The sequence below is a fragment of the Sodalis sp. RH22 genome, assembly GCF_047324165.1.
Classification (GTDB): Bacteria; Pseudomonadota; Gammaproteobacteria; order Enterobacterales; family Enterobacteriaceae; genus Acerihabitans.
This window is the reverse complement of the sequence record NZ_CP178731.1, coordinates 3,908,219-3,930,687: the sequence shown is the minus strand read 5'-3', so window position 1 is coordinate 3,930,687 and position 22,469 is coordinate 3,908,219. Positions and strand designations below refer to the sequence as shown.

At 60.8% G+C, this 22,469-nt stretch carries 25 protein-coding genes; 21 read left to right on the top strand and 4 right to left on the bottom strand.

Annotated elements, in window-relative coordinates:
* Position 1: 1 nt before the first annotated feature.
* The 3 genes from rfbC to ACL2XN_RS17845 all read right to left on the bottom strand — a co-directional run bounded on the left by rfbC (position 2) and on the right by ACL2XN_RS17845 (position 2,241).
* Positions 2-565 carry a dTDP-4-dehydrorhamnose 3,5-epimerase gene (gene rfbC / locus ACL2XN_RS17855; protein ID WP_410012881.1) on the bottom strand — a complete coding sequence of 188 codons (564 nt, stop codon included), beginning with the start codon at positions 563-565 and terminating at the stop codon, positions 2-4.
* Positions 562-1,443, bottom strand: coding sequence for a glucose-1-phosphate thymidylyltransferase RfbA (rfbA, locus tag ACL2XN_RS17850; protein WP_410012880.1), 882 nt, complete (start codon positions 1,441-1,443; stop codon positions 562-564). The genes rfbC and rfbA overlap by 4 nt, the downstream gene beginning before the upstream one ends.
* Before the next feature lie 198 nt (positions 1,444-1,641).
* On the bottom strand, positions 1,642-2,241 hold the full coding sequence (locus tag ACL2XN_RS17845) for a DUF3313 family protein (protein ID WP_413729183.1): 600 nt from the start codon (positions 2,239-2,241) through the stop codon (positions 1,642-1,644).
* A gap of 293 nt (positions 2,242-2,534) precedes the next feature.
* On the opposite strand from ACL2XN_RS17845, the gene ACL2XN_RS17840 reads away from it, so the two are divergent.
* The 21 genes from ACL2XN_RS17840 (at position 2,535) to ACL2XN_RS17740 (ending at position 21,588) form a co-directional block, all read left to right on the top strand.
* Positions 2,535-2,840 (top strand): PTS sugar transporter subunit IIB, encoded by a 306-nt coding sequence (locus ACL2XN_RS17840; RefSeq protein ID WP_410012878.1) that lies wholly within the window; start codon positions 2,535-2,537, stop codon positions 2,838-2,840.
* A gap of 28 nt (positions 2,841-2,868) precedes the next feature.
* A complete protein-coding gene (locus ACL2XN_RS17835; protein WP_413721747.1) occupies positions 2,869-4,188 on the top strand; it encodes a PTS sugar transporter subunit IIC in 1,320 nt (439 codons plus the stop codon).
* Positions 4,189-4,280: 92 nt separating this feature from the next.
* The gene (locus tag ACL2XN_RS17830) at positions 4,281-5,675 is read left to right on the top strand and encodes a glycoside hydrolase family 1 protein (protein WP_410012876.1); all 1,395 of its coding nucleotides are present in this window, start codon (positions 4,281-4,283) and stop codon (positions 5,673-5,675) included.
* Positions 5,672-6,007, top strand: a complete 336-nt coding sequence (locus ACL2XN_RS17825) for a PTS lactose/cellobiose transporter subunit IIA (protein WP_410012875.1) — start codon at positions 5,672-5,674, stop codon at positions 6,005-6,007. Before ACL2XN_RS17830 ends, ACL2XN_RS17825 begins: the two co-directional genes overlap by 4 nt.
* A complete protein-coding gene (locus ACL2XN_RS17820; protein WP_413729182.1) occupies positions 5,991-6,920 on the top strand; it encodes a LacI family DNA-binding transcriptional regulator in 930 nt (309 codons plus the stop codon). The genes ACL2XN_RS17825 and ACL2XN_RS17820 overlap by 17 nt, the downstream gene beginning before the upstream one ends.
* Before the next feature lie 297 nt (positions 6,921-7,217).
* Positions 7,218-7,607, top strand: coding sequence for a hypothetical protein (locus tag ACL2XN_RS17815; protein WP_413729181.1), 390 nt, complete (start codon positions 7,218-7,220; stop codon positions 7,605-7,607).
* Between the two features lie 272 nt (positions 7,608-7,879).
* Positions 7,880-8,602, top strand: coding sequence for a beta-ketoacyl synthase chain length factor (locus ACL2XN_RS17810; protein WP_413729180.1), 723 nt, complete (start codon positions 7,880-7,882; stop codon positions 8,600-8,602).
* Positions 8,602-9,405, top strand: coding sequence for a lysophospholipid acyltransferase family protein (locus ACL2XN_RS17805; RefSeq protein ID WP_413729179.1), 804 nt, complete (start codon positions 8,602-8,604; stop codon positions 9,403-9,405). Before ACL2XN_RS17810 ends, ACL2XN_RS17805 begins: the two co-directional genes overlap by 1 nt.
* Before the next feature lie 18 nt (positions 9,406-9,423).
* Positions 9,424-9,687: a phosphopantetheine-binding protein gene (locus tag ACL2XN_RS17800; protein WP_410012870.1), complete on the top strand. Its 264-nt coding sequence runs from the start codon at positions 9,424-9,426 to the stop codon at positions 9,685-9,687.
* A gap of 39 nt (positions 9,688-9,726) precedes the next feature.
* Positions 9,727-9,972 carry an acyl carrier protein gene (locus tag ACL2XN_RS17795; RefSeq protein ID WP_410012869.1) on the top strand — a complete coding sequence of 82 codons (246 nt, stop codon included), beginning with the start codon at positions 9,727-9,729 and terminating at the stop codon, positions 9,970-9,972.
* 4 nt (positions 9,973-9,976) lie between these two features.
* Positions 9,977-10,573 carry a hypothetical protein gene (locus tag ACL2XN_RS17790; protein WP_413729178.1) on the top strand — a complete coding sequence of 199 codons (597 nt, stop codon included), beginning with the start codon at positions 9,977-9,979 and terminating at the stop codon, positions 10,571-10,573.
* Between the two features lie 5 nt (positions 10,574-10,578).
* On the top strand, positions 10,579-12,330 hold the full coding sequence (locus tag ACL2XN_RS17785) for an AMP-binding protein (protein WP_413729176.1): 1,752 nt from the start codon (positions 10,579-10,581) through the stop codon (positions 12,328-12,330).
* Entirely contained in the window at positions 12,321-14,060 is a 1,740-nt protein-coding gene (locus ACL2XN_RS17780; RefSeq protein ID WP_413729175.1) for a glycosyltransferase family 2 protein, read from the top strand. The genes ACL2XN_RS17785 and ACL2XN_RS17780 overlap by 10 nt, the downstream gene beginning before the upstream one ends.
* A gap of 4 nt (positions 14,061-14,064) precedes the next feature.
* Positions 14,065-14,484: an acyl-CoA thioesterase gene (locus tag ACL2XN_RS17775; protein WP_413730991.1), complete on the top strand. Its 420-nt coding sequence runs from the start codon at positions 14,065-14,067 to the stop codon at positions 14,482-14,484.
* A complete protein-coding gene (locus ACL2XN_RS17770) occupies positions 14,484-15,095 on the top strand; it encodes a LolA family protein (RefSeq protein ID WP_410016675.1) in 612 nt (203 codons plus the stop codon). The genes ACL2XN_RS17775 and ACL2XN_RS17770 overlap by 1 nt, the downstream gene beginning before the upstream one ends.
* Positions 15,067-17,397 carry an MMPL family transporter gene (locus ACL2XN_RS17765; protein WP_413729174.1) on the top strand — a complete coding sequence of 777 codons (2,331 nt, stop codon included), beginning with the start codon at positions 15,067-15,069 and terminating at the stop codon, positions 17,395-17,397. The genes ACL2XN_RS17770 and ACL2XN_RS17765 overlap by 29 nt, the downstream gene beginning before the upstream one ends.
* On the top strand, positions 17,397-17,963 hold the full coding sequence (locus ACL2XN_RS17760; protein WP_410012864.1) for a DUF3261 domain-containing protein: 567 nt from the start codon (positions 17,397-17,399) through the stop codon (positions 17,961-17,963). Before ACL2XN_RS17765 ends, ACL2XN_RS17760 begins: the two co-directional genes overlap by 1 nt.
* Before the next feature lie 3 nt (positions 17,964-17,966).
* Positions 17,967-19,151 carry a beta-ketoacyl-[acyl-carrier-protein] synthase family protein gene (locus tag ACL2XN_RS17755; protein WP_413729173.1) on the top strand — a complete coding sequence of 395 codons (1,185 nt, stop codon included), beginning with the start codon at positions 17,967-17,969 and terminating at the stop codon, positions 19,149-19,151.
* A gap of 10 nt (positions 19,152-19,161) precedes the next feature.
* Positions 19,162-19,623, top strand: a complete 462-nt coding sequence (locus ACL2XN_RS17750) for a 3-hydroxy-fatty acyl-ACP dehydratase (protein ID WP_410016674.1) — start codon at positions 19,162-19,164, stop codon at positions 19,621-19,623.
* 4 nt (positions 19,624-19,627) lie between these two features.
* Entirely contained in the window at positions 19,628-20,359 is a 732-nt protein-coding gene (locus tag ACL2XN_RS17745) for a 3-ketoacyl-ACP reductase FabG2 (protein WP_413729172.1), read from the top strand.
* Entirely contained in the window at positions 20,356-21,588 is a 1,233-nt protein-coding gene (locus ACL2XN_RS17740; protein ID WP_410012861.1) for a beta-ketoacyl-ACP synthase, read from the top strand. Before ACL2XN_RS17745 ends, ACL2XN_RS17740 begins: the two co-directional genes overlap by 4 nt.
* Here ACL2XN_RS17740 and ACL2XN_RS17735 read toward each other — a convergent pair.
* Positions 21,569-22,339, bottom strand: coding sequence for a hypothetical protein (locus tag ACL2XN_RS17735; protein ID WP_413729171.1), 771 nt, complete (start codon positions 22,337-22,339; stop codon positions 21,569-21,571). The two genes, ACL2XN_RS17740 and ACL2XN_RS17735, sit on opposite strands and share 20 nt — an antisense overlap.
* Positions 22,340-22,469 lie beyond the last annotated feature (130 nt).

Genomic DNA, 22,469 nt, shown 5'->3' with positions numbered 1-22,469 from the left:
GTTAAAATACCTCGGCATCGGCCAGCAGGTTGCCGCGCTGGTCCTTGGCGGATAATGTCGGTTCAACGGGTCCGCCGTCGGGCGCCGTGATCTCCCGCCATGTCACCCGGATATCGGGATCGTCGAAACGGATGCAGCGGTCGTATTGCGGACACCAGTAATCGGTCACCATATATTGCAGTTTGGCCGTGGCGGACATGACCTGGAATCCGTGGGCAAACCCCTGCGGGATCCACAGCTGGTGGTGATTGTCCGCGGACAGCAGCGCTCCCGTCCAGCGGCCGAAAGTCGGTGACTGGCGGCGCAAATCCACCGCCACATCAAACACCTCTCCCGCCACCACGCGCACCAGTTTGCCCTGCGGCCGGTGAATTTGATAATGCAAGCCGCGAATCACATGCTGCCCGGAAAAAGATTCATTGTTCTGGACAAAACACAGGTCGCGCTTAACGGCCCATTGGAATTTCTCCAAATTAAAACTTTCATAAAAATAACCGCGTCCATCTGCAAATAACGTGGGTTCAATTAACACGACGTCGGAAATAGACTGGGGGGTGAATTTCATGGCGTATTTTCTTCCAGTAAAAATTTCAGATATTGTCCATAACTATTTTTCATTAACGGCCGGGCCAGCGCGGCAAGCTGCCGTTCGTCGATCCACCGCTGTTTGTAAGCAATTTCCTCCGGGCAAGACACTTTTAATCCCTGCCGGCTTTCAAGCGTGGCGATAAATTGCCCCGCCTCCAATAACGCCGTATGAGTGCCCGCGTCCAGCCAGGTGTATCCCCGGCCCATGACGTGCACCGTCAGCGCCTCTTTTTCCAGATAGAGCCGGTTTAAATCGGTAATTTCCAATTCACCGCGCGGTGAAGGTGTTAACGTTTTAGTTAATTCACAGACCTCCTCATCGTAAAAATACAGTCCGGTTACCGCGCAGGTGGAATTAGGATTGATCGGTTTTTCCTCGAGACTGACGACTTTTCCTCCCGGGCCGAATTTTACGATACCGTAGCGTTGCGGGTCATGGACGTGATAAGCGAAGGCGCAGGCCCCCTTATCGCAACCCATGGCTGTATTCAGTAGTTTTGGCAAATCATGACCGTGAAAGATATTATCCCCCAGGATCAGCGCGCAGGGGTGGCCATTCAAAAATGATTCCGCCAGGATAAACGCCTGCGCGAGGCCATCGGGGGAGGGCTGTACCTGGTAATTCAGATTGATTCCCCATTGTTCCCCGCTGCCTAACAATTGTTGGAAGCGCGGCGTATCCTGCTCGGTGGAGATAATTAATATATTTTTTATACCGGCAAGCATCAGGGTGCTTAGCGGATAATATATCATCGGTTTATCGAATACAGGCAAAAGCTGTTTAGAGATGGCCAAGGTGGCAGGATGCAGGCGTGTGCCCGCACCGCCGGCGAGAATGATTCCTTTCCGTTCCATTTAAATAGTCCTCAACGCTCGGAGCGCACCCTGCCCAGGATATGGGGATAGAGTTTACGGAAATATTGCAAAAAATTGATGATTAACTATTCGTTACCTATTTTCTTTAAATACAATTTTATTGGTTGCGGTGCAATTCCCTTAATATAGCGTATTTGGCGAGAATAAATACCCGCGCGCCGGAAACTTATTATTATCTCAATCGGCCGGACGTAATAACGGACCGAATTCCGCGGCCGCCTTATTCAGCGCAATGGATGCCGGGGCGAGGGCGCTGAACCGCGCCTTGAGATCGCTAAGCGGGGCAAAATAGCCGATGCTGATGGCCGCCAGCTGCTGACGGGAGCCGGGATCCAGCGCCTCGATTTCCACCGACGCCCCGCCCCGGTCCAGGGGCGCGGCAAACATCGCCACGCTCAGCACGTTTAACGAGGGGGATACGGTGGCGATATCGGTGATCGCGGCGCGGATTTCCGCCGGGCGGCCGTCAGCCGCCGCCGGCAGGCGGTTGATCTGCGCCTGGAGTCCCGCGCGCAGTTCGTTGAGCAGCCTGGCGCGCTCGAGCGGGGACAGCGAATCGCCCTTCTTTACCCGCCATTCCACCGTGGCGATAACCGTATGCGCCGGATCCAGCGCATACGGCGTGCGCAGCCTGCGTTGGCTGCCGTCGGGCGATGGCGCCAGGCGATCGTAGGAACCGAGAAACCCACTGGCTTTGGTCGGCATGGTGGTGCTGCAGGCCGATAACAGCAGGACCGCCGCTGCCAGGCTTAATGTCCGCTGACGCTGATAACGCATATTGACTCCGGTGATAATGCCTGGCCGCTTGCCGCGCCGATGCCCACCAAATTATCATCCGCCGCCGGAGAAAGCGACCCCGGCCGCCGGCGCCGGCGAATTACCGCCATGGGGCGCGTCCGGCCAACCCCTGGCACCCGCCAGGCATTGGCCGCGTGAGCTGTTTCACACATTCCCACCCGCCCCGCCCCGTTTACTTGAGTGGCCTCACAAAAGCGGCGCAAATGAATGGAAACCGGTTTCCGTTTTGTGTCCAATTGCGCTCGTAACTTCCCTTTCCCCAGAGGCTGAAAATGAAAAGCATTATGTTGTGCTGTTCCGCCGGGATGTCCACCAGCATGCTGGTGAGAAAAATGCAGGCCGAGGCTGAAAAACGCGGGCTGGATGTGAAAATCGACGCCTACGGCGTGAGCGAATTCGACGGGCAGTTCGCCCGCTACCAGGTGGTGCTGCTGGGTCCGCAGGTCAAATATATGTTGGCTTCGCTTTCGGCCAAAACGGCGGCGCAGGATATCCCGGTGGCCGCCATCGATATGATGGATTACGGCATGCAGCGCGGCGACAAGGTGCTGGATTTCGCCCTTTCCCTGATTAAATAACCGCGCATAATCAAAACAGGACGACACCATGAGTACTCTTTACCAAGCTATGGTCGAGGTCATTGAGCGTTATATCACCCCCATGGCCGGTCGCGTCGGCCAGCAAAAACACATTATCGCCATCCGCGACGGCTTTCTGGCCGCGCTGCCGTTTATGATTATCGGCTCGTTTATGCTGGTGTTTATTTTTCCGCCGTTTTCACCCGATACCCAGTGGCGTTTCGCCCGCGGCTGGCTGGATTTTTCCGTGCGCTATCGCGACCAGCTGATGCTGCCGTTTAATCTCAGCATGGGCGTGATGACGTTTTTTATCTCGGTGGGCATCGGCGCCAGTCTCGGCAAGCATGATAAGCTTGACCCCATCATGACCGGCCTGCTGTCTTTTATGGCCTTCCTTCTGGTGGCCGCTCCCTATCACGACAAACAGATTTCGGTGGCCTATTTCTCCGGCCAGGGCATTTTTACCGCCATTCTTGCCGCCATCTACGCCAGCGAAATGTACGCCTGGCTAAAACGCCGCCATGTCACCATCCGGCTGCCGAAAGAGGTGCCGACCGGCGTGGCGCGCTCGTTTGAAATCCTGATCCCGGTGGTGGTCATCGTCGCCACCCTGCATCCGCTGAACCTGCTGGTGGCGCATTTCACCGGCATGATCATTCCCGAAGCCATTATGCAGCTGCTGGCGCCGCTGGTGTCCGCGTCGGACTCGCTGCCCGCCATGCTGCTGTCGGTGCTGGTATGCCAGATCCTGTGGTTTGCCGGTATCCACGGCGCGCTGATCGTCACCGGCATCATGAATCCCTTCTGGATGACCAACCTGGCGCTGAACCAAAGCGCCCTGGCCGCGGGAACCCCCTTGCCGCATATCTACCTGCAGGGGTTCTGGGATCATTACCTGCTGATAGGCGGCGTCGGGTCCACCCTGCCGCTGGCGTTCCTGCTGCTGGTCAGCCGTTCGGTCCATCTGCGCACCATCGGACGCATGGGCGTGGTGCCGAGCTTCTTTAATATCAACGAACCCATTTTGTTCGGCACGCCGATTATCATGAACCCGGTGATGTTCCTCCCGTTTACCCTGGTGCCGATGATTAACGCCACCTTCGCCTGGACCGCCACCAGACTGGGCTGGGTCGCGCAGGTGGTACAGCTGACCCCCTGGACGACCCCGGCGCCCATCGGCGCGTCCTGGGCCGCCAACTGGACCCTGAGCCCGGTGATCATGTGCCTGTTTTGTATGGTGATGTCGGCGGTAATGTACTACCCGTTCCTGAAAGCCTACGAACGCGCGCTGCTGAGAAAACAGGACGAGAGCCTGGCCGCGGACGCGCGCATGGCGCTGGATTCGTGACGGCGTGACGCCATAAACCCCGGCAGATCCAGCCGGCGGGAAGGGAGCAGGCAAGACGCCCGATGCCGCCGGCATGACATGGAGACCTTTTTATGCAGTATCAATTTCCGGATGATTTTTGGTGGGGCAGCGCCAGCTCGGCGCCGCAAACCGAGGGGGAGAGCCTGGGCCACGGCAAAGCCGCCACCGTCTGGGACCACTGGTATGCCTTGCAGCCCGAACGTTTTTTCCAACGGGTCGGGCCGGGGGATACCTCGACCTTTTACCGCCACTGGCGCGACGATATCGCCCTGCTCAAACAAACCGGCCATAACAGCTTTCGCACCTCGATATCCTGGGCGCGGCTGATCCCGGACGGCCGGGGCGACTGCAATCCGCAGGCGGTGGCGTTTTATAACCAGGTTATCGACGAACTGCTGGCGCAGGGCATTACGCCTTTTATTAACCTGTTCCATTTCGATATGCCGATGAGCATGCAGGCGCTGGGCGGCTTTGAAAACCGCCAGGTGGTGGACGCCTATGCCGATTATGCCGCCCGGTGTTTTGCCCTGTTCGGCGATCGGGTCAGGCACTGGTTTACCTTTAACGAACCGATCGTGCCGGTGGAAGGGGGGTATTTATATGATTTCCACTATCCCAACGTGGTGGATTTCAAACGCGCCGCCACCGTGGCCTATCACACCATGCTGGCGCACGCCGCGGCGGTACGGCGTTTTCGCCAGGACGGCCGGGACGGCGACATCGGCATTATCCTCAACCTGACCCCCTCCTATCCCCGCTCGCAGCACCCGGCGGATCTGGCGGCGGCGAATAACGCCGATCTGCTGTTTAACCGCAGCTTCCTCGACCCGGCGCTGCGCGGGCATTATCCGCAGGAGCTGATCGCGCTGCTGGCGCGTTACGATCAACTGCCGGCCTGCCGTCACGGCGACGACGAACTGCTGGCCGCGGGCATCGTGGACCTGCTCGGCATCAATTATTACCAGCCGCGCCGGGTGCAGTGCCGGATGAACCAGGTCAACCCCGACAGCCCGTTTATGCCCGAATGGCTGTTCGATCATTACCAGATGCCCGGGCGTAAAATGAATCCCTGGCGCGGCTGGGAAATCTACGAGCGCGGCGTCTACGATATTCTCACCAACCTGCGGGAAAACTATCATAACCCGCGCTGTTTTATTTCCGAAAACGGCATGGGCGTAGAGGATGAACTGCGTTTTATGCAAAACGGCAGGATCGAGGATGACTATCGCATCGATTTCGTACGCGAACATCTTATCTGGGTACACCGCGCGCTGGCGGAGGGCAGCCGCTGCCTCGGTTATCATATGTGGACCTTTATCGATAACTGGTCCTGGAGCAACGCCTATAAAAACCGTTACGGCCTGGTGCAGCTCGACCTCGCCACGCAGCGGCGCACGGTGAAAAAAAGCGGCCGCTGGTTTGCCGGCGTGGCGCGCAATCACGGCTTTGACGGAGAAAGTACATGATAGATATGGAAACCACGATAATGACCCTGCTGGTCAACGCCGGCGAAGCCCGCAGCCTGTGCATGACGGCGCTGGCCTGCGCCCGCGACGGCGATGTCGACCGCGCCGGGATGCTGCTGGCGGACGCGGATAACTTTATCAAAGCCGCCCATCGCCTCCAGACCGGCCTTATCGGCGCGGACCAGGGCGAAGGCAAAATCCCCATGACACTGATTTTGGTGCATGCGCAGGATCATTTAATGAATGCCATCTTGGCGCGGGAATTGATTAATGAGATGGTGATACTTTATCAACGGCAACAAGCACAGCAGGATTATGGCGACCATAAATGATGTTTCCCGTTTGGCGCGGGTATCAAAAGCCACGGTATCCCGTGTGCTCAGCGGTAATCGCGGCGTCAGGGAAGAGAGCCGCCAGGCGGTGCTGAAGGCCGCCCAGGCGCTGAACTACCAGCCCAACCTGATTGCCCAGTCCCTAAGCGCCCAGTCCACCGGTTGCGTGGGGGTCATCTGCGCGATGGAGTCCATGCAGCATGCGGTGAATTACCTGCCGGCGCTGGAAAAACAGTTCCGCCGCCATAACAAGCATCTGCTGCTGCGCTTTGCCGATAGCGCCGCCGGCGTCGAGAGCGCCGTATCGTCGCTGGGACGGGGGTTATGCGATGCCATGATTGTTATCGGCGCGCGTTTCGAACTGCCGCCATTGGACGGCAGCGTGGTGCTAATCGACTGCCTGAACGCGCCGAGCGCGCTCAGCATCAGCTTCGATCACGCCTTTGCCGCCGAAACCGCCTGCCAGTACCTGATAAGCCACGGCCGCCGCCAGCTGGCGCTGCTGAACTACCCCGACGGCGAAACCGCGGAAAACGTACTGCACGGCTACCGCCAGGGGCTCGAATACCATCTGGTGCCCTATAACCGCCGACTGGTCGCCTGCCGCGCGCCCTCGCCACGCGCGGCGCTCCAGGCGCTGATCAACAGCGGTACCCCGTTCAACGGGCTGGTCGTCATGAACCAGGCCGACGCCCAGGAGGCCATCTCGGTACTGCACGCCTATCGGCGCGACGTACCGGAGCAATTGGCCATCATCAGCCTGGATGGCGCCACGCCCCTGCCCGGATCCCTGCGGCCGCTGCCGGCCATTGAATACCCCCTGGAAAAACTGGCGGAACAGGCGCTGGCGATGATAACCGATGCCGACGGCCGCGGCCCGCTGGTGATCCGCGGCGATCTGGTGGCCGGATAAAACGCCCGCGCCGGCGGCGGCGGGCCTGCATCGGTTATCACCTCGTTATTAAACATACCCGTACCTGTAAATGATAACTGTTAATTGCGGGCGGTCCTTCACCCCTGCATAGCGATATTTACATCCCCGGCCCGGTTGTTTATGATGTTTACGCCGCAGCGGACATCATCAGGATAAAACTATTTCTTTAGCAGCTTTCCATCAGCACGTTAATTTTTTTATTAGTCTATTAAACTGACCTAAAGAAACTTTACCGACACCATTAATACTTAAATCATTTACAGGGAAATGTAGAAAATGAATCTTTTAAAACCGGCTGTTGTTTTTTTGGTATGTATTATCTCCCTGGCCGGCTGCGCCCGCACCGCCACCATCGCCAACGTCACTACCCCGCTGGCGGCCCACTATTCCGACGATCGGGTAAAAAACGCTATTTTACAAGCGGGCCTGGCGCGGCAATGGAAAATGACCCCGGTCCAGCCCGGTATCATTAACGGCCGGCTTGACCTGCGCGGCCATCAGGCCGATATTCAAATCGTCTACAGCGCTACCGGTTATAAGATCAATTATATTGCCAGTAAAAATCTGTTGGCAGACGGCAAAGGCCATATTCACCGCAATTATAATAACTGGATAAATAACCTCGATAAGGATATCCAGTTAAAATTGTCCGCAACCGCGCAATAAGTCAAGCCAGTGATTTCAGGGCCGGTCTATAACCGGCCATTTTTGCAGGCCTTGACCTTTCCTGGTTTCTCATCACGGCAAGCTGCCCGACAGTCCGGCTAATTCTCGCCGGAGCGGCCGGATTGCGCCAAACAGCCATGCTATCCTGCCGTCGGCATGCGCGGGTTGGCGGCCAACGGCGCATTTATGCATTGTAAACAAATGTAAACGTGGCATCAACGTATCGGCTATGATAGATAAGAGACCTGAAAGGGTGATGCCAGTGAGATTATATGCAAATATCGTTAAACATCCTTGACTGGCAGGCCTCGGCGCCCGGCTTGTCCAGGCGGGACGACTGGCGGCGCTGGAGCGTTGCCGCGCCGCTTATCGCCCGCAATGCGCCGCTGCCGGACTGCCCTCACCTGCCGATGATGACGGCCCGGCGCCTGAGCGCGGGCAGCCGGCTGGCGGTAGACAACGGCCTGGCATTGTTGCAGCGCCATCAGCCCGATGCGGTAATTTTTTCCAGCCGTCACGGCGAGCTGGAGCGCAACCAGCGTATACTCGAGGCGCTGGCGGGGCTCACGCCGCCGTCTCCCACCGATTTCGCCATGTCGGTACACAATGCCGCCGTCGGCAGCCTGACGATAGTGGCGAAGGCGCCGCTGGCATCCGCCTCTCTTTCCGCCGGGGAAGACAGTTTCCAGCAGGGCCTGGTTGAAGCGCAGCTATTTTTGCACAGCGGTTATCAGCGGGTGCTGCTGGTGGATTTCGATAATACCATCCCGGCATTCTACCGCCCGTACCTGGCGGAACAGACCCCGGATTATCCTTATGCAGTGGCGCTGTTGCTGACGCCGGGCGCTACGCTGCGCTGCCGATCGCAGCGCCTGGATAAGCCCATTTCTCCCGGCATGCTGCCGCAAAGCCTGGCTTTCCTGCACGGCTGGTTAAGCGGCGCGCCGGCGTTTACCCTGACCAGCGAGCGCCTGAGCTGGCACTGGAGTTGTTAATGAGCACCCGCGTGGCCACACCCGCCGTCCGCCGGCCCGATAATCAACTGAAGTTTGTCTGGCGCATGCTGATGACCGGCTGTTGCTTCGCTTTATTCGGAATCGGCGGATTGCTGCTGACGGCGTGGTTTCATATCCTGTGCCTGCGGCAAAAAGATCCGCATGCGCGCACCCGCCGCGCGCGCGCGGTCATTTCCGGCAGCTTCCGGTTATTCCTCGGGGTCACGCGGCGGCTGGGCGTTCTGGATTACCATATCCACGGCGCGCATCTGTTGCGCGAAGATAGCGGTAACCTGGTACTGGCGAATCATCCGACGCTGCTTGATTACGTACTGCTGGCCTCGGTCATGCCGCAATGCGATTGCATCGTCAAGCGGGCGCTATTGGATAACATCTATGTCCGCGGGGCCATCAGGGCGGCGGATTACCTGATTAATACGCAGGCGGAGCTGCTGCTCATGGAAAGCAGTAAACGGCTGCACGCGGGGAGCAGCCTGCTGATTTTTCCGGAAGGAACGCGATCGCGCCCCGGCGTACCGATGAAGCTGCACCGCGGGGCGGCGAACCTGGCGGTGCGCAGCGCATGCGATATCCGTATTGTCCATATCCACTGCAGCCAGCTGTTTCTCAGCAAGGGCAGCAAGTGGTACCAGATCCCGCGGACCAAGCCGCTGTTCACCGTTGAGGTCAAGACGCGGTTTTCCGCCGGTGATTTTTTTGCCGGTGGGGACCCGTCGCCCGCGCTGGCGGCGCGGCGTCTGACCCGGCATTTGGCCGGGATCCTGGCACCGGAACATTGCTAAATTTTTTGAGATAACATCATGGAACAGCTTAACCAGGAAATTAAACAGTTGATAATCGACACCCTGAATCTGGAAGGGATCGGCAGGGACGACATCGACACCGACGCACCGCTGTTTGGCGATGGGCTGGGCTTGGACTCTATCGACGCCCTGGAATTGGGGCTGGCGGTAAAAAACCGTTATAACGTCGTACTTTCGGCGGAAAACCAGGAAATACGCAGGCACTTTTTTTCGGTGGCTACCTTGTCGGCGTTTATTCAGTCGCAACGCGCCGCCGGATAAGTATTCTTCAAAGCAGTGCTTATAAAAACAGGTCCAAAGATGGATAAACACGCAATTTACCAAGACGTGACGCAACTGCTGATCGCATTATTTGAAATCGACCCGGCACTTATCACGCCACAGGCGCGCCTGTATGAGGATTTGGATCTCGACAGCATCGACGCCGTGGATATGGTGGTGCATTTGCAGAAAAAAACCGGCAGGAAAATCAAGCCCGAGGCATTTAAATCCGTACGCACGGTGCAGGATGTGGTGGATGCGGTGGCCATACTGCTGGCGGAATAACGCCGTGACTGCCCGTTGCGCGGCTGTCCCGGCCCGCTTCCTGGCGCTCGGGGCGGCCCGCCTGTTCAGCCTGGGGGGGATGATACTGTATCCGTTCGCCGTGTGGTACGGCAGCGCCCACGGGCGACCCGGCCTGACGGCGCTGGCGCTGGCCGCCGTTTTCCTGCTGCGTCTGCTGGTGCTGCGGGGCCTGCTGCCGGCGCTGGACTGGCTGGCCAAAGCGCTGGCGCTGTTCGGCATTCTGCTGTGCGCGGCCAGTTGGCTGCTGCGAAGCCATCATTTACTGCTCTGGTATCCGGTGATGATGAACCTATTGATGCTGCTGCTGTTTGGCGCATCGCTGCTCAGCCGGGCCAGCTTGGTGGAACGTCTGGCCCGGCTGCGGCGACCCCGGCTGCCGCCGCGGGCGATAGCCTATACACGGCGGGTGACGCAGGCCTGGTGCCTGTTTTTTATGATTAACGGCGGCGTGGCGCTGTTTACCTGCCTGTACGGGAATATGTCCTTATGGGCGCTGTATAACGGCGTCATCAGTTATCTGCTGATGGGGCTGCTGATGGGAACGGAATGGATAATCAGGAAACGGACACAAGCCGGCTAGCGCCTTTGCCATTTTTCCCTCCCGCGCGCTGGCTGAGCCGGGAGCGCCCCGATGCCACGCCTGTCGCCTGGCAGGGCGATCGATGCCTCGACCTGGGGCAATTGCGCCATGACGTCACGGTATTATGGCATGCCCTGGCCGATGCCGGCGGCACTCGGTGGGCGCTGTGCTTCGACGATGCCTACGGCTTCCTGGTGGCGCTGCTCGCGCTGTGGCATAGCGGCAAAACGCCGGTCATTCCCGGCCATAACCGGCAGGCGCTGCTGGCGGAGCAACGGCATTTATTCGACGGCGTCATCAGCACCCTGCCGCTGGCCCTGGACTGCCCGCTGCTTGACCCCCGGCAGCATCAACAGCCCGCCGCCCTGCCCCTGCCGCCGCTGGCGGAAGACGCCCGTCTGGTACTGTTCACCTCCGGCTCCACCGGCCGGCCGAAAGAGGTGACCAAAACGCTGCGCGCCATGGAAACCGAATCCCGCTGGCTGGCGGCGCTGACGCGCGACCAGGCGGGGGGGGATACGCTTGCCGGGTGCCGGGTGATCTCAAGCGTTACCCATCAGCATTTATACGGACTGACCTTCGCCCTTTTTCTACCGATGAGCCTGGGCCTGCCCTTTACCCTGGAAATCGCGCGTTATCCGGAACAATTTATCCGCCAGTGCGCCGGGCACCCGGTGCTGTTTATCAGCAGTCCGGCCTTTCTGGCGCGCATCGACCCCCGGCTGCCCGCGCCGCGCTGTATTGCGCTATTTTCCGCCGGCGGGCCGCTGTCCTGGCCCGACGCACGGGCCGCCGGGCAATGGCTGTCGGCCGCGGTGACCGATATTTACGGCGCCACCGAAACCGGAATTCTGGCCTGGCGGCGCCGCTTTGGCGAGACTGATTTATGGCAACCGTTCGACGGCGTTGAATTTCATGCCGCCACGGGCGGGATCAGGGCGACTTCGGCGCTGATAACCGGGCCTGAAGGGCAATTACTGGACGATCGGCTGGTATTCGGCGAAGATGGCCGTCAGTTTTCCCTGGCGGGACGCGACGATCGGGTGGTCAATATCGAAGAAAAGCGGCTGTCGCTGGCCGACATCGAGCAGCGCCTGAACGCGCTGCCGGATATCGCCGAGGCGGTGGCGCTGCCGCTGACCAGGCACGGCCGCCACACCCTCGGCGCGGTGATCGTGCTGTCGCCGGCGGGAAAAGAACGCCTGGCCGCAGGCTCCATGCCGGCGCTGGTGCGGCAATACCGGCGCGCGCTCGGCGCCTGGCTCGAACCGGTGGCCGTGCCGCGTTACTGGCGCGTGGCCGGCGCGCTGCCGCGTACGGCGCGCGGCAAATACGACTGGGATCGGCTCAAGGAGTTGTTTTTTATTATGCTTCCCACTGAGATTTCCCGCCTGACGCCGGACTGGAACCGGGCCGAACTGCTGCTGCGGCTGGATCCGGCTCTGTTCTGGTTTCGCGGCCATTTTCCCGCACGGCCGATATTACCGGGGGTGGCGCAGGTAGATTGGGCGCTGCACTATTTCCGGGAGCTGCTGGCGCGTGAAGCGCCGGGCGGCGATCAGCCGGCGCCCGCCGTTCAGTTCAGCGGCATTGAGAACGTTAAGTTCCAGCTTCCGGTTAAACCGGGCCAAACGCTGCGCCTGCATCTGGAGTGGCAGGCGCCGCACCGGTTATTACGCTTTCGCTATACGCTTTGCGATGCCGATCTCATGGACGGGCCCACGGTCAGCAGCGGGAAAATAATGCTATGTCCCTGACCGATGCCCGCGCCGCGGAGCCGACGACCTGTGTCATCATCCCCTGTTTCAACCATGGTCCCATGCTGACCGGGGTACTGACGCGCCTGCGGCCCTACGGCCTGCACTGCTTTATTATCGACGACGGCAGCGGCGCCCCTACCCGGAACATTCTTGAGCGGCTTTGCGCCGGGCAAGACGGCATCACCCTGCTGCGCCTGGCGGCAAACCAGGGTAAGGGCCGGGCGGTAATGACGGGACTTGCCGCCGCGGCGGCGGCCGGTTATACCCATGCGCTGCAGGTGGACGCCGACGGCCAGCATCAGCTGGAGGACATCCCCCTGCTGCTGCGCGCCGCCGCCGCCGCGCCGGATAAGCTGATTTCCGGCCGGCCGGTATACGATGATTCGGTGCCGCGCGCCAGGCTGTATGGCCGCTATATTACCCATGTCTGGGTATGGATCGAAACGCTGTCGCTGTCGCTGCAAGACAGCATGTGCGGCTTTCGCGTCTATCCCATCGCCGCCACCCTGTCGCTGGGCCGGCGGGTTACGCTTGGCGCGCGCATGGACTTCGATACCGAGGTGATGGTCCGCCTTTATTGGCAGGGCAACGAGAGCCTGTTTGTGCCGACCCGGGTCATCTACCCCGTGGACGGATTATCCCATTTTGACGGGCTGCGCGATAACTGCCGCATTTCCTGGATGCATACCCGGCTGTTTTTCGGCATGTTGCCGCGTATTCCCGCGCTGTTGCGGCGCAACTGGCGGCGGCGCCCGCCGTCCCTGCATTGGTCCGGCATGGCCGAGCGGCACGGCGCCATGGGTATGCGTTTTATGCTGGCCGCCTACCGTTGCGGCGGCCGCAGGCTATTTAACGCCTTGCTCTATCCGGTTATCGGTTATTTTTGGCTCACCGGCCGGGCCCAGCGCCGCGCGTCCGGGCAGTATTTGCACCGGCTGAGACAGACCGCCGCCCTCCAGGGTATTGAGCTGCCGGGCCGCTTGTCCAGTTTTCGCCATTTTATGCGCTTCGGCGACGCGATGCTGGATAAGCTGGCCGGCTGGCAAGGCGATATCAGGCTCGGGGAGCAGATTGATTTTGCCGAACAGTCCCCGGCGCAGCCGGATATCGACCGCCAGCGCGGCCTGCTGATCCTGGCCTCCCACCTGGGCGATATTGAAGTCTGCCGCGCCCTGGCGCAGGGCGGCGGCCGGGTCAAGATCAACGCGCTGGTATTCAGCGCCCACGCGCAGCGTTTCAGGAGGCTGCTGGAACAGATCAACCCGGATGCGGGCATCAACCTGATCCCGGTGACGGATATCGGGCCGGAAACCGCCATCCTGCTGCGCGAGAAGCTGGATCTGGGGGAATGGGTGGCCATCGTCGGCGATCGCACGCCGGTACAGGCGCAGCAACGGGGCGCCGGACGCCGGGTCATATGGAGTGAATTCCTCGGCCGGCCCGCGCCGTTCCCCCAAGGCCCGTTTGTGCTGGCGGCGGCCCTGCGCTGCCCTGTAGCCCTGATGTTTGCCCTGAAAGAGCAGGGCAAGCTACGTATTTATTACGAACATTTCGCCGACCGGCTCGAGCTGCCGCGCCAGCAGCGGCAGCAGGCGCTGCAGCAAACCGTCGACAGGTATGCGGGGAGGTTGCAGCACTACTGCCTGCGCTCGCCGCTCGACTGGTTTAATTTTTTTGATTTCTGGCGCCTGCCCGACGAGCAGGCGCCGCAGCCACCCGAGGCCTGATATGCTGTTAACCGATCCGCGGTTTCGCGCGGAAATAGAGATAACCGTCCCGTTTCATGATGTCGACGCCATGGGCGTCGTTTGGCACGGCCACTATTTGCGGTATATGGAGATCGCGCGCGAGGCGCTGCTTAATCAGTTCGATTACGGCTACCGGCAGATGGAAGCTTCCGGTTATCTGTGGCCGGTAGTGGATGCGCGCGTCAAATACCGCGCGCCGCTGACCTTTGAGCAATCCATCCGCGTTCAGGCGCGCATTGAGGAATACGAGAACCGCCTGCGCATCGGCTACAGCATTTTCGACCGGCCGAGCGGCAATAAAACCACCACCGGCTACACCATCCAGGTGGCGGTGGAGCGCCACAGCCGCGAGCTCTGTTTTGTCAGCCCGCAGGCACTGTTGCAACGCATGGGGATAGCATGATGAAAAAGCTGTTGCCGGGCCTGCTGCTTTGCTGCCTTGCCGCCGTCAACGCCCGGGCGGTTACGCTTGATGCGCTGCAGCAGCGTTTCGCCGGGCAGCCGGTGGTGCGCGCGCATTTTGATCAGCAGCGCAGCATCAGCGGCATCGCCCGCCCGCTGCGCTCATCGGGCGAGCTGCTTATCGCCCGGCAAAACGGTCTGTGGTGGCAGCAGCAGCAGCCGTTTCTGCTAACCCTGATCCTCAACGACAGCAAAATGGTGCAAATCACCGGCAACCAGCCGCCTGAGGTGGTCACCGCCGCCGGTAATCCGCAGATGTTCCGCTTTAATCATCTGCTGCGCGCCCTGTTCCAGGCCGACCGCGCGGTGCTGGAGCAAAACTTTACCCTGCAATTCACCGATAAAGGCCAGGAAAACTGGCAACTGGTGCTGGTGCCAAAGACTTCGCCGCTGGATAAGCTCTTCACGGCCATCACGCTTACCGGCCAAACCTATCTTGATCATATCCTGCTGGAGGATAAGCAGGGAGACAGCACCGCCATTACCTTCAGCCGGCAGCGCACGCAGCCCGGGGTGCTGAGCCATGACGAGCAGCAGCGCTTTGAGCAGTGAATCCTTCAGTAAATTCTACCTGCGCGCGGCGGCGGCCTGGCTGCTGATCTGCCTGGGGCTGTTGCTGGCGTTGGCGCTGCTGCTGCCGCGCAGCCAGATTAACAGCAGCGTATTGGCGTTGCTGCCGCGCCAGGCCATGGGCCCGTTGCCGCCGGCGGTGTACGACGGTTTTATGCAACGCCTCGACCGCCAGCTGGTCTGGATGGTCAGTCCCGCCGACGGGCAGGGATTGGCGCCGGTGCAATGGTGGGCGCAACAGGTGGCTGCCCTGCCCGGCATGGGCGCGGTGAAAGGCCCGATGACCGAACAGCAGCAGCAGCAATGGGGCCGGTTTTATTTCCAGCATCGTAACGCCATGATTGACGACCAGACCCGCGCGCGGCTGCAACAGGGCGGCGGCGCGCAGGCCGACTGGATTGCCGGCCAGCTTTACTCCGCGTTTGCCGGGGTCGGCGGCCAGGAACTGCAGCACGACCCGCTGCTGCTGGTGCGCGGGTCCCAGCTGGCGCTGCAACAGTCCGCCGGCCGCCTGACCCTTGACCAGGGCTGGCTGATGAGCCGGGACCCGCAGGGCGCCGCATGGTATCTGATCCACGCAGAGCTGGCCGCCTCCTCCTATGATATGCAGTCGTCCCATCAGGTGGCCCTGCGGCTGGCGCAACTGCGCCAGCAATTGGAAACGCGCTGGCCGGGCGCGCGGCTGTTATCCCGCGGCACGCTGTTTTACAGCGACTACGCCAGCCAGCAGGCCAGGCATGATATTTCCACCCTGGGACTGGCGACGGTCATCGGCGTGCTGCTGCTGATCGGGCTGGTATTCCGTTCGCCGCTGCCCCTGCTATGCTGCGCCCTGTCGGTGGCCGTCGGCGCGCTGGCGGGCACCGTGGCCTGCCTGCTGCTCTTTGGCGAGCTGCATGTCATGACGCTGATGATGAGCATCAGCATCGTCGGCATTTCCGCCGACTACACGCTCTACTACCTGACCGAGCGCCTGGTACACGGCCGGCAAAATACACCGATGGCCAGCCTGCGCAAGGTACTGCCGGCGCTTTCGGCGGCGCTGGCGACCACGGTGGCGGCCTACCTTATCATGGTGCTGGCCCCCTTCCCCGGCCTGCGTCAGCTGGCGGTGTTCGCCGCCGCCGGGCTGAGCGCCGCCTGCCTGACGGTGATCTGCTGGTACCCGCTGCTCACCAGGCGTTTGCCGGTGCGGCCCACCCCGGCGTTGCCGCTTATCCGCGCCTGGCTGTCCGCCTGGCGGCATCGTAAGGTCCTGCGCGTCGGCCTGCCGCTGGCGCTGGCCGTATTTACCCTGGCCGGGCTGCTGCAACTGCGGATTGACGATGATATCGCCCAATTGCAGGCGCTGCCGCAGCAGATTCATCAGCAGGAAGAAGACATCGCCCGGCTCTCCGGCCAGGAACAGGATCAAAAATGGTTGGTGGTTACCGGCGCCAGCGCGGAGCAGACGCTGCAGCGCATGGAGCAACTGGCGCCGGCCCTGGCGCAGGCGCAAAGCCGGGGCATTCTGGCGGGCTACCGGATGCCGCCGTTGTCGTCGCAGCGGCGCCAGCGCGAGGATCTGGCCTTGCTGACCCGGGCGGCGCCGGCGGCGGTCGAGCGCCTGGGGCAAATCGGGGTGGGCGCCGCGGCGCCCGATCTCAGTCCGATGCCGGTATCGCCCACGGACTGGCTGGCAAGCGTGGTCAGCGAAGGCTGGCGCCTGTTATGGCTTAGCCTGGCCGACGGGCAAAGCGCGGTACTGATCCCGGTAAGCGGCGTGACCGACAGTGCGGCGCTGCGACACCTTGCCCAATCCCAGCCCGGCGTCAGCTGGGTGGATCGCAAGGCGGACTTCGATGCGATGTTCGCCGCCTACCGGCATAAGCTCGGCTGGCTGCTGCTGGCCTCGATTGGGGTGATTGCCGCGAGCTTTATCGCGCGCCAGGGCTGGCGGCAGGGCCTGCTAAGCCTGATCCCGACGCTATTATCCCTGGGGGCGGGCCTGTCGGTGCTGGCGTTAAGCGGCCATACGCTGAATTTATTTTCCATGCTGGCGCTGGTATTGGTGCTGGGCATCGGCATCAACTATCAGCTGTTTTTCGCCAATCCGCGCGGCACGCCCTCCACGTCGATGCTGGCGGTGACCCTGGCGGTGATGACCACTTCCCTGACCCTGGGCATGCTGGTGTTCAGCCACACCCAGGCCATCGCCAGCTTCGGCATCGTTCTCTGCAGCGGTATTTTCACCGCCTTTTTATTGTCGCCGCTGGCTTTGCCGCCCGGGCGGGGGGATTATTGATGAAAGCATTATCCGCACTGGTGCTGCTGCCGGCCCTGCTGCTTGCCGCCTGCGCCGCCGGACCGAAAGCGCCGTCGGCCTGGCTAAAACCCGGGGTGTCCGTAAGGCTGCCGCAGCCCGGCATAACACCGGCCATCAGCGAACAGCAGTTACTGACCGCCACAGTACCGGGACACGGTGCGCAATCCCTGCTGGTGCTGCTGAATGCCGATGGGCAGCGGTTAACCCTGGTGGGGCTGTCATCGCTCGGTATCCGCCTGTTTAAAGTCGCCTACGACCGGCAGGGGATCCATACCGAGCAATCGGTGGTGCTGCCGCAGCTGCCGCCGGCGAGCCAGGTTTTGGCGGATATCATGCTAAGCTATTGGCCGGCCGCGGCCTGGCGCGAGGTGCTGCCGCCAGGCTGGACGCTGGTGGACCAGGCCGACCGGCGGGTGCTGGCGGATCCCGGCGGCCATAGCGTAACCGAGATACGCTATGGGTTAATTGCGGGCCGGCGTCAGCCGGTCGAGCTGCATAACCTGGTTTTCCATTACCAGATCGCCATTCAACATCTGGACGACTAAACGATGATTTCAATTTCAGCGGTCGGCATGCTAAATGCCCTGGGTAACGATATGGCGGAGATCGCCGCCAATCTTACGCGCGGCGTGGCGCCGGGGATGAAACTGAGCCATGACTGGCTATTGCGGGGGCGTCCCTGCTGGCTGGGAGCGGTTACCGGCCCTCTGCCGCGGATACCCGCCCGGCTTCAGCGCCACGATAGCCGTAATAATCGCCTGCTGCTGGGGGCGCTGGCGCAAATCCGCGCCCAGGTGGACGACGCCGTGGCCGCCTTTGGCGCGGAGCGCGTGGCCATCGTGCTGGGCACCAGCACCTCGGGGCTGGATGAATGCGATCGGCAGGTTACCGCCGCCGCGCGCGGGGAAACATCGCCAGGATATTATTATCAGATGCAGGAATTAGGGGATCCGGCGCGTTTTCTCGCCGCGTTCCTGCAATTGGAGGGCCCGGCCTATACCTTATCCACCGCCTGCTCTTCCAGCGCGCGGGCGATTATCAGCGGACGCCGGCTGATTGAAACCGGCATGGCGGACGCGGCCATCGTCGGCGGCGCCGATAGCCTGAGCCGGATGCCGATCAACGGGTTCGACAGCCTGGAATCGTTATCCGCGGAACGCTGCCGGCCGTTCAGCGCCGAACGCGACGGCATCAGCATCGGCGAAGGCGCGGCGCTGCTGCTGCTGACCCGGGCGCCGGGCGCCGTTGCCCTGCGGGGCATCGGCGAATCCTCCGACGCCTGGCATATGTCAGCGCCCCATCCCGAAGGCAGCGGCGCGATCCGCGCCATTGAAATGGCCCTGGCGGACGCCAATCTCGCGGCGTCGGATATCGGTTACATTAATCTACACGGTACCGCCACCCCGCTGAACGACCGCATCGAAGCGCTGGTGATTCACCGTCTGTTCGGTCAACAGGTTCCCTGCAGTTCAACCAAACACCTGACCGGCCATACGCTGGGCGCCGCCGGGGCAATCGAGGCGGCGCTCGGCTGGTTATTGCTGACCGACTCCCTGCCGCTGCCGCCGCAGGATTTCTCCGCCGCCACCCTCGATCCCGGCCTGGCGGAGTTCGGCCTGCTGACCGCGCCCGCCCGCCTGGCCCGGCGTTATATCATGTCCAACTCGTTCGCCTTCGGCGGCAATAATACCTGCCTTATTCTGGGCGATAACGAGGTAAGCCATGTTGCCTGAAACACCCGTCATGCCCGATGCCTTGCCCGCCGCGCACTATCTGCCGCACGACACGCCGATGGTGCTGATCGAACACGTCTGCGCTATCGACGATCTGCATGCCCGCTGCCGGGTCGCCGTCGGCCGCGAAGGCGTGCTGGGTCCCTTTCTGAATATGCACGGCGATTTGCCCGCCTGGTACGCACTGGAGATGATGGCGCAAACCATCGGCGTCTGGTCCGGCTGGCATGGGCGGCAGCGCGGCGAGCCGCCCCGTCCCGGACTGCTATTGGGCGCGCGCGCCTTACACTGCGCCCGGCCGGTATTCCCCCATGGCAGCGAGCTGGATATCAGTATCAGCCTGTTGCTGCGGGATGAGCGTATCGGCAGCTTTGAATGCCGGATAGAGTGCGCCGGCGACACCCTTGCTTCCGGGCGGCTGAATACTTATCAGCCCGATGAAAATGAAATTAACCCATTATTACAGGAATAAGACGATGACACGCTCGGTATTGGTGACGGGAGCCAGTAAGGGAATAGGACGCGCGATAGCCTGCCAGCTGGCGCGGGACGGCTTTACGGCAATCGTTCACTATCATCATGACCGGGCAGGGGCGGAGGAAACGCTGCTGCGGATAACGGCGCAGGGCGGCCGGGGACGGATTATCGCCTTTGATGTCGCCGACCGCGACGCATGCCGTCAGGCGATAACGGCGGATATCGACCGGCACGGCGCGTATTACGGCGTGGTCAGCAATGCCGGCATGACCCGCGACGGCGCCTTCCCGGCGCTGGACGGCGAGGATTGGGACAGTGTAATGCATACCAATCTCGACAGTTTCTATAACGTGTTGCATCCCTGCATCATGCCGATGATCGGCCTGCGCGACGGCGGGCGCATCATCACCCTGTCCTCGGTATCCGGTCTTATCGGCAACCGGGGACAGGTCAACTACAGCGCGGCCAAGGCCGGCATTATCGGCGCCACCAAGGCGCTGGCGGTTGAGCTGGCGAAACGGCATATCACCGTTAACTGCATTGCGCCGGGGCTGATTGATACCGGCATGATCGACCTGGACGCGCGCGCCCTGGACCAGGCCATGGGCCTTATCCCGATGAAACGCATGGGGCAGGCGGATGAAGTGGCGGGACTTGCCGGCTACCTGATGTCGGACATAGCCGGTTATATCACACGCCAGGTCATCTCCATTAACGGAGGCATGCTATGAACCGCCGCGTGGTGATTACCGGCATGGGCGGCGTCACCGCCTTTGGCGAAAGCTGGCAGGCGGTGGCGCAAGGCCTTAAGCGCCTGGAAAACGCCGTGGTCGCCATGCCGCAGTGGCGCGAGTTCGACGGGTTGAATACCCTGCTGGCCGCCCCGCTGCCCGCCTTTGCGCTGCCCGAACATTATACCCGCAAGCGCATCCGCTCCATGGGCCGGGTATCGCTGCTGGCGACCCGGGCCACCGAACTGGCGCTGGAACAGGCGGGGCTGCTGAATGATGCCATCCTGACCGGCGGCGAAACAGGCATTGCCTACGGCTCGTCCACCGGCAGCACCAAACCCATCAGCGATTTCGCCACCATGCTGACGGAGAAACACACCCACAATATCACCGGCACCACCTATGTGCAGATGATGCCGCATACCACGGCGGTCAATGCCGGATTGTTCTTCGGCCTGCGCGGCCGGGTAATCCCCACCTCCAGCGCCTGCACCTCCGGCAGCCAGGCCATCGGGTATGCCTATGAAGCCATCAAGCATGGCTACCAAACGGTCATGGTGGCCGGCGGCGCCGAGGAACTCTGTCCTTCCGAGGCGGCGGCCTTCGATACGCTGTTTGCCACCAGCCAGCTTAACGACGCGCCTAAGCTCACACCCGCCCCCTTTGATGTCAACCGGGACGGACTGGTCATTGGCGAAGGCGCGGGCACGCTGGTATTGGAAGCGCTGGATTTTGCCCGGGCCAGGGGCGCCACTATTTATGGCGAGCTGGTGGGGTTCGCCACCAACTGCGATGCCAGCCATATTACCCAGCCGCAGCAGTCCACCATGCAAATCTGCATGGCGCAGGCGCTGCAAAACGCCGGCGTATCCAGCGGGGACATCGGCTATATCAGCGCGCACGGCACCGCCACGGAACGCGGCGACATTGCCGAGAGCCGCGCCACCGCCGCGCTATTCGGTAATACCACGCCGATATCCTCGCTGAAGAGCTATTTCGGCCACACGCTGGGGGCCTGCGGCGCGCTGGAAGCCTGGATGAGCCTGGAAATGATGCGCGAGGGCTGGTTTGCCCCAACGCTTAACCTGCGCCAGCCGGACCCGGAATGCGGCGATTTGGACTATATCACCGGCCAGCCCAGGCTCATCGACACCGGTTATATCCAGTCCAATAACTTTGCCTTCGGCGGTATTAATACTTCACTGATTATTAAACGCTGGGCACACTGACGCCGCCCGCGCGCTCATCCACCAAGCCGATGCCCGTTCCATTGGTGCCGCCGGTCGCGGCATTGGCAAGAATATAGCCCCATAACACGGCCATGGCATGCAGTGAATCGCCATATTCTTTAGAACCGGAACACGACAAATCCATACGGCCTATTTCCATGGCCAGAACGAGCAGCGACACGGCAAAACTTTTCTGCCCTTTGCAGCTGCTATCTATATGCCTCAGCATACCGATGCCCGGATGGTCATCACCCTTATTTATTATTTCACATGCCTTTTTCTTTGCGCGGCCATGAATTAAGTTCTGCGCTTTCGATTCAGCCAGCCGTATAACGGCAATCCCGATAAAATAAACCTTTTCTTCAACTGTCTGTTGTTTATCTCCCAGGGACGGCAAAGGGACCATAAGGTCGTTAATGATAAGGGTAGCTCTTGCCATTGACGGCTCATCAAGTAATGGTACGATAGCGCCCATCTTGGGGTGAGAACTGTTTGTGGCGCCAAAAGACCACTGTTGGTCGCCATGATGAAAATAATTGCCGACATAAGCCAGCATATCGGCCATGCGCTGCATTACGCGCCGGAAAAAAGGCTTGTGAACGGGCATATTAGTAGCGCTAGCATTTATAGATATTTGACTATTACTGATCGAGTTTACCTCGGATATAAGCGGTTGATTGGCCTCCTCAGCATAATCAAGGTAATCATTATTTATATCATGCCGTATATTGGTTGCCGAAAAATACCACATAACCTTCCTTGGTAACGATAAATTAAATATAAGCACCTTTTCCCGGCCCATTTAATGATAAACCAACGCGGTTGTACATGTACTTTTATGCAATGATAATTTGACGATCCTTGCTTAATATTGCTTAAAC